Annotated in this window: 8 protein-coding genes; 5 read left to right on the top strand and 3 right to left on the bottom strand. The window is 39.4% G+C overall.

Features of this window, described 5'->3' with window-relative positions; all coding sequences use genetic code 11:
- Positions 1-68: 68 nt before the first annotated feature.
- Positions 69-1,580 carry a threonine ammonia-lyase, biosynthetic gene (gene ilvA, locus ACOWPH_RS20355; protein WP_015217204.1) on the top strand — a complete coding sequence of 504 codons (1,512 nt, stop codon included), beginning with the start codon at positions 69-71 and terminating at the stop codon, positions 1,578-1,580.
- Between the two features lie 184 nt (positions 1,581-1,764).
- Here the strand turns inward: ilvA and ACOWPH_RS20350 are convergent, their stop codons facing one another.
- Entirely contained in the window at positions 1,765-3,102 is a 1,338-nt protein-coding gene (locus tag ACOWPH_RS20350) for a Mur ligase family protein (protein ID WP_015217203.1), read from the bottom strand.
- Between the two features lie 367 nt (positions 3,103-3,469).
- On the opposite strand from ACOWPH_RS20350, the gene ACOWPH_RS20345 reads away from it, so the two are divergent.
- A complete protein-coding gene (locus ACOWPH_RS20345) occupies positions 3,470-4,060 on the top strand; it encodes a thylakoid membrane photosystem I accumulation factor (RefSeq protein ID WP_015217202.1) in 591 nt (196 codons plus the stop codon).
- 441 nt (positions 4,061-4,501) lie between these two features.
- The gene (locus ACOWPH_RS20340; RefSeq protein ID WP_015217201.1) at positions 4,502-5,110 is read left to right on the top strand and encodes a hypothetical protein; all 609 of its coding nucleotides are present in this window, start codon (positions 4,502-4,504) and stop codon (positions 5,108-5,110) included.
- A gap of 76 nt (positions 5,111-5,186) precedes the next feature.
- Here ACOWPH_RS20340 and ACOWPH_RS20335 read toward each other — a convergent pair whose 3' ends face one another.
- Positions 5,187-6,392 carry a bifunctional cobalt-precorrin-7 (C(5))-methyltransferase/cobalt-precorrin-6B (C(15))-methyltransferase gene (locus ACOWPH_RS20335; protein WP_015217200.1) on the bottom strand — a complete coding sequence of 402 codons (1,206 nt, stop codon included), beginning with the start codon at positions 6,390-6,392 and terminating at the stop codon, positions 5,187-5,189.
- A 221-nt stretch (positions 6,393-6,613) separates the two neighbouring features.
- On the opposite strand from ACOWPH_RS20335, the gene ACOWPH_RS20330 reads away from it, so the two are divergent.
- Both ACOWPH_RS20330 and ACOWPH_RS20325 read left to right on the top strand, forming a co-directional pair.
- Complete coding sequence (locus ACOWPH_RS20330) at positions 6,614-6,784, top strand: GUN4 domain-containing protein (RefSeq protein WP_342342678.1); 171 nt, start codon at positions 6,614-6,616, stop codon at positions 6,782-6,784.
- A gap of 217 nt (positions 6,785-7,001) precedes the next feature.
- Positions 7,002-9,128, top strand: a complete 2,127-nt coding sequence (locus ACOWPH_RS20325; protein WP_015217199.1) for a pentapeptide repeat-containing protein — start codon at positions 7,002-7,004, stop codon at positions 9,126-9,128.
- A gap of 1,446 nt (positions 9,129-10,574) precedes the next feature.
- On the opposite strand, the gene ilvD is transcribed toward ACOWPH_RS20325, so the two are convergent.
- Positions 10,575-12,266, bottom strand: a complete 1,692-nt coding sequence (gene ilvD, locus ACOWPH_RS20320; protein WP_042466213.1) for a dihydroxy-acid dehydratase — start codon at positions 12,264-12,266, stop codon at positions 10,575-10,577.
- Positions 12,267-12,361: the final 95 nt, after the last annotated feature.

Here is a 12,361-nt window from a genome sequence, read left to right as displayed (position 1 = left end):
AAAAACCCACACCCCAACTACCCAACAAGCGGTAAGATTAACATCCAACCCCAATTGCACCCCTTGATATGTATTGCGACTACCTGGTACAAATCCTCACCGCCCGCGTCTATGATGTAGCCCAGGAAACACCACTGGAATATGCTCCCAACCTCTCCAACCGCATCAATAACAAGCTGCTACTGAAAAGGGAAGATATGCAATCAGTCTTCTCCTTCAAGCTGCGGGGGGCATATAACAAAATGGTCAACCTACCCACAGATTTACTTAAACAAGGTGTCATTGCGGCTTCTGCTGGCAACCATGCCCAAGGTGTAGCCTTAGCTGCCAGTCGCTTGGGAACAACAGCAATCATCGTTATGCCTGTGATTACGCCCCAGGTAAAGATAGACGCAGTAAAAGCGCGGGGGGGAGAGGTGGTTTTATATGGCAATAACTATGATGATGCCTATGCCCACGCCCGGCAATTGGAAGCGGAAAAAGGGTTAACATTTATACACCCTTTTGATGATCCTGATGTCATCGCTGGACAGGGAACCATCGGCATGGAAATACTGCGACAATATCAACAACCTATCCATGCAATCTTTGTGGCTATTGGTGGGGGGGGTTTAATTTCCGGTATTGCGGCTTATGTCAAACGTTTGCGTCCAGAAATCAAAATTATCGGTGTCGAACCTGTAGACGCTGATGCTATGTCTCAATCTCTCAAAGCCGGTCATCGGGTGCGGTTGTCTCAGGTGGGGTTATTTGCTGATGGGGTAGCGGTGCGGGAAGTGGGGGAAGAAACCTTCCGGCTGTGTCAGCAATATGTAGATGAAATCATTTTGGTGGATACAGACGCTACCTGTGCGGCTATAAAAGATGTGTTTGAGGATACACGCTCTATTTTAGAACCTGCGGGGGCATTAGCGATCGCAGCTGCCAAAGCCTACGCAGAACGTGAACAAATTCAAAATCAAACCCTCATCGCCGTTGCTTGCGGTGCTAACATGAACTTTGACCGCCTCCGTTTTGTGGCAGAAAGAGCCGAATTTGGGGAACGTCGAGAAGCCATTTTTGCGGTGACAATACCTGAAAAACCGGGAAGTCTGCGTCAGTTTTGTGAATGTATTGGTAACAGAAATTTAACTGAATTTAACTATCGTATTGCTGACAATAAAGAAGCTCATATTTTTGTCGGTGTGCAAATTCAAAATCGCGCTGACGCTGCCAAAATAGTCGAAAAATTTGAAATTCATGGCTTAAAAACCATTGATTTAACAGATGACGAATTAACAAAATTGCATTTACGGCACATGGTAGGAGGACATTCTAGCCTTGCCCACAATGAATTATTATACCGTTTTGAATTTCTCGAACGTCCCGGTGCATTAATGAAATTTGTGGGTTCTATGTCCCCTAATTGGAATATCAGTTTATTTCACTATCGCAACAATGGTGCAGATTATGGACGCATTGTGGTAGGAATGCAAGTACCACCCCATGAAATGGCAGAATGGCAAATATTCCTTGATTCCTTGGGTTATCGCTATTGGGATGAAAGTCAAAATCCCGCATATAAGCTATTTTTGGGTTAGTCATTAAACATATCCGAAAAATAATGTAGAAACGTTCCAGAAAAGGCATTAAGACTAAAGCTGCGTGTCACACCAAAAATCTGTTTGTTTATAATATTTATGCAGTCTGACGCACCTTAACAATGTTCCATATGCGTGATCTGAAACTCCTGTAGAGAAGTTCCATGGAACGTCTCTACAATCTTTACAGAATTTGTCTCCCAGTGAGAACTTCCCGCACTTCTAACATGGCTGAATAAGTAGGGAGGATATGCAAGGTTTCATTTGCTGGTGTATGTTCCAAAGCTGTGGTTATGGCTTTTCGCAAATCTTCCTCTACAATCAAATTCAGGTTACTCTGGGCAGATTTTTGGCTATAACGCAACCTTAACGCCATATCATACACGCGATCGCCACTCACCACCAAAGTCCCACCCCGTTCTACCAGTTTTTCGGTATCTACATCCCAAATCCAGGATACATCAGTACCATCAGGAGTGCGGTCATTCAAAATCAATAAAGTAGTTTTATCCGTACTTTCAGTTACAACCCGAATAGTTTCATTTGTCCCCACAGGATTTTTTGATAACAAAATCCTCACCTTTTTACCGTCAATTACCAAATCTTCCGCACGACCAAAAGCAGCTTGAAAAGTGCTAATGGTTTCTCTAATTGTTATTTCATCAACTCCCAATTCTTGTGCTGCTGTTGCTGCGGCTAAAGTATTATATTTATTGTACAAACCTACCAGAATCTGTGACCATTCACCACTTTCTAAAGTTGGTTTACTCTTCGTAAAACCACAACTGGGACAAGTGAAATCTCCTAAATGAGATAGATAAACACCTTCATAATCTAGAGAATGCCCACATTTCGGACAAAAGATAGAATCAACAGCATGAGGAATTGCTTCTAAATAATGTTTTGGTTCATTCAAACCAAAGAACAACACCTTTTGATTTAACTGTTGACCTAAATATGATAAAGTTGGATCATCTGCATTGGGAATAACTACTGTTTCATCTGGTAAAGTAGAAATAACCTTTGTCCATTTTTTACTAATGGTGTCAACTTCCCCATATCTATCAAGTTGATCACGGAACAAATTTAAACAGAGAATAATTCGTGGTTGCAGAGGTTTTAATACCTTGGGAACAATATTTTCATCAACTTCCAAAATTGCATAGTCTACATTGAGAGAACCTAATAAGTTAGCGTTGTCTATCAAAGCCGTTGCTAAACCATTTTCTAGATTTGCACCAGTAGAATTATGGGCAATTTTGTAACCTTTGTGTTCTAAAATGGTACACAACAACAAAGCTGTTGTCGTTTTTCCATTAGTTCCTGCAATCAGAATTATCCCGTTTTTAACTTGCTGACTCAGTAATTGTAAAATTTGGGGTTCAATGCGTCGCGCAATAGACCCTGGTAAAACACTAGCAGCACCGAGACGCAGAGAGCGCACTAAAAATGTTACACTTTTAGCAATTGATACTGCTAAACCCAGTCGGACTCTATCTATAAGTTGTATTTTCTTTCCCACAGCAGTTTTTAACTAATAGTCTTTAATTACAAAATTAATCTTGCAAGTGTAGCGAATCTTGGCAAAAAAAGCCACACATTAACAATTCAAAATTTATGAATCATTGGGAATAGGGACTAGGACGTGGAGAAAACTATTACCAATTACCCATTACAGGTTATCTTAAAAAATGGTGCGTAGATGTAATTACAGTAGAATTCAGGAGTCAGGAGTCACAAGTCAGGAATAAAAGCATGAGTAGAGTTAGCCATGTTTTGATTTTAACCTTGTACCTCATTTACCTGTAATGTGCTGTATGTAATATCTAGCCTAGTCAGCTGAATTCAGCACAAACTTAGAAAAAATAATACCTTAAAGGTTCTTGTTGATGAATAGCATAAAGCGGCTTTTTTTACAAATTAAAATAATTGCTAACTGGAAACGGTTAGTGTTTAAATGCCTGTTGCTGATGATTTGCGTATTTATTACCAGTATGCAGCCAGCTTTGGCAGGTATGAAAGATGATCGATACGAAGGGAATATTTTCGTAGTTTTTGCTGGTAATGGTTCCCTAGTTCCTCCCAGACAAACTCTAGCTCAAACTTTAGCACAACATAAACCCGCAATTCTGGCGTTTTATGTGGATGATAGCAAAGATTGCAAACAGTATGCCGTCTATATTTCCCAAACTCAAGCATTTTACGGACGGGGTGCAGAGATTATCCCTATCAATGTTGATACTATCCCCAGCAAGGAAAACTATGAACCCACAGAACCAGGATACTACTATTCAGGAGTTGTACCCCAAGTTGTCCTTTTTGACCAGTCGGGTAAAGTGATCATGAATAAAAAAGGTCAAGTACCTTTTGAAGAGATAGACGACAAATTTCGAGAAGTGTTTGATTTGTTACCCCGTGACCAGTCTATTGAGTTCAAGCAACGTTCATTTAATGAATATAGCAGCGAGTTAAGCCAGTAAAAATTTCCGTACACGATACTTAATTGAGTCAGCAGGAGTAAAGCGCAGTGCTAAACCCGTACAGGAGTCAGGAGTTAGAATGCTTATGAAATCAGGAATAGGGACAAGTGATATTTTCTCACAATCATCAAAGTTGACTCAAAAGCCTTTATTCTCCTGACTCCTGTATTCTCTATCCTCAATACTTACACTTAATTTATCCAGAAGTCCGCTGGTGCGGACTTATTTGTTATATTCATAATTTCTCAAATTGAGTTCGAGATTTTTAGTTTTACCTGATACTGCATTTCTATTGCTGTGAAGAGATAATAGTTAAATCAAGCCTCACCAATTACTATCACGGATTTTCAGGATTTACGGATTTTCAGGATTTAATGATTTTTTACCACCAATTACCCATTACCAATTACCCATTACCCATTACTAATTAGGTTTGTTCCGATGTCAAAAGTTTATACTACCCAGGAACTCATCCAAATTTTAGCAAATGAACGCCAAGCTTGTCTGAAAGGAGAGCGTCTTAAGTTGGAGGTAACAGCCTCTGGCAATCCTGTTCTAGACCAGTTTATCACAACTGAAGGGCTGCAAAAGTTTACGGCCTATCAAGATTTTAAAGCTTCTATTCACGAATATCAACGAGAAAATCAAGTTTCTGGAATTGTTTGGAAAGATTTGACAATCAAGGGAAAAACCCTGAATTATCCAGAAGTTGACGCGCAGTTAATCGCATTAGATCATGATTTGGAAATATTGAGAAATGCAAAAAATTCTATTCTGGAATTTTGGGATGTAGTTACAGCACAAATGGAGTTATATTTGAGTGTGAGTAATGGCAAACTACACGAAAAAATTAACATATTAGATGTAAAAAGAATTGCTCAAAGAACAGAATGGGCAAGTTTGTTAAAATGGGAAAACACGAACTTTTTAGAATTAATTTTACAAATGGGTTGGGGTCAACCAGAAGAAGCGGCTTATAAACGCGGAAGACCACATTCAGGTAGTGAATTTATTCATGCAGTGAAACCTGGTAATTATCCCATTGGTTAAGTAAAGGGAACAGGGGAGGGAGAAATTTTTCCAATTACGAATTACGAATTACGAATTACGAATTACGAATTACGAATTATTTTACTGCTACCCATTGCGTAACTTGAGACATTCCTTTCCAACCTAAAAATTTACCAATTGCTTCTGCACGTTGAATAGAAATACGCGTGAAATTTCCCCCCACTTTTTCATACCATTGAAATAGAGTTTGTTCACCTTCTAACGTGACAACATTTGCAACCATTCTCCCTCCGGGACGTAACGCATTCCAACAAATATCAAAAAGTCCCGGTGCGGTGACACCACCACCAACAAAAATCGCATCTGGTGTGGGTAAGTTTTGAATTATTTCCGGTGCTTTCCCAGTGATGATTTGTAAATTGGGTGTACCTAAAGCTGCGGCATTATCAGCTATATAATTTATTCTAGTTTCGTTTTGCTCAAGAGCGATCGCACGACATCGAGAATTACTCCGCATCCATTCTATCGAAATTGAGCCACAACCCGCACCCACATCCCAAAGCAACTCACCCGGTAAAGGTGCTAAAGTTGATAAAGTAATTGCTCTAACTTCCCGTTTGGTTAATTGTCCATCATGATGAAAAGCGCTATCGGGTAAACCAGGAAATCTCGATAAAGGCATTACCCCAACATCTGTGATACAATCAACCGCAATCGTATTTAAATCCGCTATTTCTGTTTCTTGCCAAGATGCGGCGATACCTTCTAAAATGCGTTCATGAATACCGCCCATTCGTTCCAAAACGGTAATCTTGCTACCACCATAACCGCGATTTGTCAATAGTTCAGCAACAATTCCCGGTGTTTCCTTCCCTGCACTCAAAATCAATAATTTCGCACCTGGATAGATATAAGATGGCAACAGAGACGCAGGACGACCGCATAAACTCAAAGTTTCTACTTCCGTTAAAGACCATCCTAACCGAGAACAAGCGAGACTAAACGCCGAAGGTGCAGGAATAATTGTAATTTCAGAAATAGGAATATGCTTTGTTAGAATTGCACCCACACCGTAACACATGGGGTCGCCACTAGCTAACACGCAAATTGCTTGACCACGCCGTTGAATAATTTCTGTGATAGAAGTGCTAAAGGGAGATTTCCAGAGAATTTTTTTGCGGTTGTCGTTTGGGGGTAACATAGCCAAATGACGTTCCCCACCAACGATAATTGTAGCTTGGTTAAGGAGAGAAAGAGCGATCACGCTTAATCCCTCTAAACCATCTTCGCCAATTCCGACTATTGATAGCCACTTATTCATAAAATATCATTCGTAATTGTTAAATCGTTTGAATAACTCATTCTCTTCCTTGTTCTTGCTCCTAATTTCTGTTGATTCTACTCAATCGCCAAAAAGATATCAAATGGGTTCTATAGACCCTAAACGGTTAGAAACTATACTTTTTACTGAAGAAAAAACTGAGTTTTAACCCCTCCTTGTTTACAGAGAAAAGAGAGGTTCGGAGAGGGATTCCATGTGACTTGCTCGCACAAAGAAAATGGAAAGAAGCAGACGAGGAAACAAGACGGGTAATGTTAGCGGTTACGAAGCGTGAAAATGATGGTTGGTTAGAAGTTTACCACATTGATAATTTTCCCTGTGAAGACCTTTCTTTAATCATCCATTTTCAAACTGAAAATGTGAGAGTTTAAATAGAATTACTCAACAATTATTAACTTACATAATAAAATGAATATCTAAAAAATCCCCATATCTCAAAAATTTGAGGGGGCGACAAAGAAGCTAAAAGGTTAATTAGCCAGTTTGAGAACAGCAAACAGATCAATTTAAGCGAATTTTGACAAAAACCGGAATAAATACTAGCAAGTATGTATAAAATCTAATAGATAAACTCTTGCTGACGCGATTATGCCGCCAGACTACTCCGGTCAAAATCTCCAAGGGCGCTCTTTTAAAGGTCAAAACCTGACAGAAGCCAACTTTAGCAAAGCTGATATTAGAGGGGCAAATTTTACTGGTGCAATTCTTAAAGGTGCTGACTTTAGTGGTGCTACGTCTGGAATACAGAGACGCTGGGTAATTGGTTTGCTAATAGTTGCGTTCCTAGTTTCAGCATTATCAGGGTTTTTCTCAATCATTATTGGTACAGTGATAACATTTATTTTTGATACCAAAAACTCGGAAATTTTTATTGCTCAAACAGTTGTCTTAGTTATGGTGACAGCCTTTTGTATTGTCACTATTCGTAAGGGTTTAATAGCCGGAATCGGAATCTTCGCTGCAACCGTAGCCTATGTCATAGCCTTCGCCTTCGCTTTTGCCATAGCTGGAGTCTTCACCAGAGCCGTAGCTGTAGCCGGAGTCGGTGCTGTAGCTGTAGCCTTCACATTAACTGGAGTTTTTGCCGGAGCTTTTGCCGTAACCGTAGCCTTTGCCGTAGCGGAAGCCAGATCCGTAGCTGGAGTCGTAGCTTTTGCTGTAGTCGTAGCTGGGGTCGGAGCCGTAGCCTTAGCTAGAACCTACGCCGTAACCGTAGCTTTTGCCGCAGTCGTAACCCAAGCCGTAGCTGAAGCAGTAGGTGTAGCTGAAGTCGTAATGTTCGTGCTTTTTAGCGCTTACATTGGCTGGCGTAGTTTTGTTGGAGATGGGAAAGATACTTGGATTCGTTCATTTGCGATCGCATTTGCAGCTACAAATGGGACAAGTTTTCGTGGTGCTGATTTAACTGATGCTGATTTAACTGGTGCAACTCTGAAAAACACAGATTTCAGAACAGCAAATCTAACGCGCACTCGTTTTTATGAAGCAAAAAAACTTGATTTTGCTAGACCAGGTAATACTATACTAAACAACCGCGATGTTCTTAATTTGCTCGTTAGCTGCAATGGTAGAGGTAAATCTTATGCTGGTGCTAACCTCAGAGGCGCAAACCTGATAGGTGCAGATTTGAAAGAGGCTAATTTAAAAGATGCCGATATTATTGAAGCCACTTTTCAAGAAGCTAATTTAGAATGGGCAAATCTGGCTCTTACTCAAGCCGTCGGTACTAATTTCACCAACGCTAAAATGACAGGTGCTTGCGTGGAAGCTTGGAATATTGAAAGTACCACTAAATTAGATAATGTAGATTGTCGCTTTGTGTATCTTTTAGAAAATCCCAAACTGGGAACTGATGACCGTGAACGCCGTCCGAGCAGTGGAGAATTTCAACCAGGAGAATTTACCAAATTATTTGAAGAAGTTTTAAATACTGTTGATTTAATTTTCCGAAATGGTATTGACTGGAAAGCTTTTGTTAATGCTTTTAGCAGGGTTCAAAACCAAAATGAAGATACTGAATTATCTATCCAGAGTATTGAAAATAAAGGTGATGGGGTCGTTGTCGTTAAGGTGAATACACCGGAAGGTGCTGATAAAGAAAAGATTCACAGCGATTTTATCCAAAATTATCAATTTGCATTAGCAGCAGTAGAAGAAAAATATAAAGCACTTTTACAAGCAAAAGATAATGAAATAGTTATCTATCGTCAACAAAGTGCTGATATGAAAGAAATTACTAGTTTATTAGCTAATAAACCTATAAGTGTTCAAGTTGACAACAAAGTAGAGAATAAAAATATGACTAACAGTAATGATTCCAGTCGTAAAGTTGAAATTGGTAATATCGGTAGAGATTTTAATGCTAGTGGACAATCTTTAAATTTAGGTGAAATTAGCGGTACAGTAACAAACACAATCAACGAATTACCATCTGCACCCGAACCAGAGAAACCGGGAATTAAGGAAATTTTGACACAACTACAAACAGCAATTGAAGCTGATAGTGATTTGACACCAAAAGATAAAGAAAAGGCGCTCAAGCAAGTCAAATCTTTAGCAGAAGCCGCACAAAATCCTCAAGAAAAACAAGATTTAGCAGATACAGCAATTACAATGTTAAAAGGAGTTCTTAGTAACTTACCAACTGCGGCAAAATTGGTTGAGGAATGTAGTAAGCTTTTACCTTTAATTTCTGGTTTTTTGGGTTTAGGGTAGAAATGCAGCACGAAGATCTCATTTTCAGATTTTTAGAAATGCAGATATGATGGGAGGTAGAACCTCCTGGAAGTTATTCCTAGTCAGAGACTGGGAAGGAGGAACAGAATACTAGGAACTAAGTGACAGTAACCCCCTGCGGTGTATACACAAGCCCTAGATTTTGATAGCGTGTGTTGATTACTTAGAAGGTGTTTGAAATGTTTCAGGTGGTGACTTCAGACACTCAGTGATCACCCCAAGCCTCCTTAACAAGGGTGGAACTAGAGTCAAAGTCATGCTTTTTAAGAAGGATTTAGGAGGATCTAAAGTTTTTAATACATCAGCAACCACTTTTCAAATATTCTCTTAATGAGGCTTCTAGCAATAACCCTCTTAAAAAGTTACAGAAAAGGGATAAAGGTCTTACTAAAACTGATTGTATCACTTGCATACTTCCTAAACTAAGCACAAAAAAGGCTTGGTTAATAACCAAGCCTAGATATATACCAAGTGTTTACCATATGTAGATAATTTAAACTTACTTGAATTTCAATTCATCTATCTATAGGATGTATACAAATATTAGATAACCTGTTAATCATTTATCATACTAAATCTAAATAGAATGTTTTTTACTATAGGAATCCGGTTTGATTATTGAAAATATACGTAGGGTGTGTATAGCCCTGTGGGCGTGGCTACGCTAGAGCGACAGCGTAACGCACCCTAGAATACTTAATCCTGTAAGCGCAAGCGCAGGCTACGCCAACAAAAATCAAATAGTAATCCTATATAATTTATAGATTATCTACGTCTAAAATGATATCAAGATGGAGTAATGCTCAATATAAAAAATTTTAGTGGGCTAACATTTGCTGGATAGAAGTAGACATAAATGTTGTATTAAAAACATCGCCGATAAAATTAATTAGTGATTTTATAAATTAAAAAAAGGTTTAGCGGATAGCTAAACCTCTATAGAAAGCAGTTATTCGACACACCAAAAATAATTTAAATCCATTTCTTGTTCTAGTCATCTTCCTCTAGTATCTATCCAAATATTCATAAATCTGATAGAGGCTTATTTGTTTAAATTTTGAGATAAATCTACTATCAAAAGAAAGATTTAAAATCAAATTTAGTAGCTTATAAACCTTTGCCACTAAACTAGGAATCGCAAAAATAATTTCCTGATTTTTAAATCCAAATTTGATTAGTAACAAAATGTGGAGAATACTTTTTTGGTAATAAATGAACGAAACTCTTGTTAAACAGAGAACCCAATTTTTTTGTTACCTGGAGTCATGGAATAGGAATAAGTTGTTACTGTTACCCACATGATTTAATGTTTCCTATTATTAGACATCTCCGACAAAGATTGTAAACCCGAAAATCCCTATCCAGGTCAAGTTTTTACAAACGTTTCAGATAACATATATGTAGTTTTCGGAGATGTCTATTAGTTTAGTTGTTGAACAAATTCAAATCTGTCACAGCACCAACACTACTAGAAGAAACGAGTTTGGCATATTTCGCCAAAACGCCTTTAGTGTAAAGAGGTTGACGGGGTTTCCAATTGGCACGACGACTTTCCAATTCTGTGTCTGATATATTTACTTGCAATAGTCGAGTATTGGCATCTATGGTGATGCTATCACCTTCTTCTACAAGTCCGATATTTCCGCCTACTGCTGCTTCTGGGGCGACGTGTCCGACTACCATGCCGTAAGTACCACCAGAAAAGCGTCCGTCGGTAATTAATCCTACGGAATCACCTAAACCAGCACCGATAATTGCAGAAGTGGGAGCTAACATTTCCCGCATTCCGGGGCCGCCTTTGGGGCCTTCGTAACGGATGATAATCACGTCACCGGCTTTGATTTTATTAGCTAAAATCGCATCTAAGCAAGATTCTTCAGATTCAAATACCCTAGCTGGCCCGGTAATGACGGGCTTTTTCACTCCTGTAATTTTAGCAACTGCACCTTCTGTAGCTAAGTTACCTTTGAGAATGGCTAGATGTCCTTGGGCATACATGGGGTTATTCCAAGGACGAATTACATCTTGATCAGCGCGTGGTTCTGCGGGTATATCTGCTAAGACTTCGGCTACGGTTTGCCCGGAAATAGTTAGACAGTCACCATGTAGTAAGTTATGTTCGAGTAGCATTTTCATGACTTGGGGAATACCTCCAGCTTTGTGTAAGTCTGTGGCGACATATTTACCACTAGGTTTCAAATCACACAAAACGGGTACACGTCCGCGAATAGTTTCAAAGTCGTCCAAATTTAGTTCTACACCGGCTGCGCGTGCGATCGCTAAAAAATGTAAAACTGCATTGGTAGAACCACCAACGGCCATAATTACCGAAATGGCGTTTTCGATAGATTTGCGGGTGATAATTTGTCGGGGTAATATCTGCTTACGAATGGCTTCGACTAAGACAAAGGCAGATTTTTCAGTGCTATCTGCTTTTTCGGCATCTTCTGCGGCCATGGTGGAGGAATAAGGTAAACTCATCCCCATTGCTTCAAAGGCTGAAGACATGGTATTTGCTGTAAACATTCCTCCACAGGAACCTGCACCAGGACAAGCACGGCTTTCAATGGCTAAAAGTTCGGCTTCGTCAATTTTACCGGCGCTGTATTGACCAACGGCTTCAAAGGAACTAACAACGGTTAAATCTTTGCCGTTATAGTGTCCGGGTTTGATTGTGCCACCATAAACAAAGATAGCCGGGATGTTCATGCGTGCGATCGCTAACATTGCCCCTGGCATATTTTTATCACAACCACCAATAGCCAGGACACCATCCATACTTTGTCCTGTACAGGCAGTTTCAATGGAATCAGCGATTACTTCCCGCGATACAAGGGAATATTTCATCCCTTCAGTTCCCATGGAAATGCCATCACTAATGGTAATAGTACCGAAGACTTGGGGCATTGCACCGGCATCTTTAACGCTTATTTCTGCCCTTTGTGCCAGTTGATTAATCCCCATATTACAGGGAGTGATGGTGCTGTAACCATTAGCAATCCCAACAATGGCTTTGTTAAAATCTTCATCTTTGAAACCAACTGCTCGCAGCATAGCCCGATTTGGCGATCGCTGCACACCTTGAGTAACAACTTTACTTCTTAAATTTTCTGGCATTGTTTTTTCACTCATTGCTCTTACCTTAATTAAATCTCTGTACGAGTATGATATGTATACTTTTTTGAGATGTCCAATATATATTTATTAGAAAT

It is taken from the genome of Anabaena sp. PCC 7938 (assembly GCF_049315035.1).
Classification (GTDB): domain Bacteria; phylum Cyanobacteriota; class Cyanobacteriia; order Cyanobacteriales; family Nostocaceae; genus Anabaena; species Anabaena cylindrica.
This window is presented reverse-complemented; position numbering and strand designations above follow the sequence as displayed.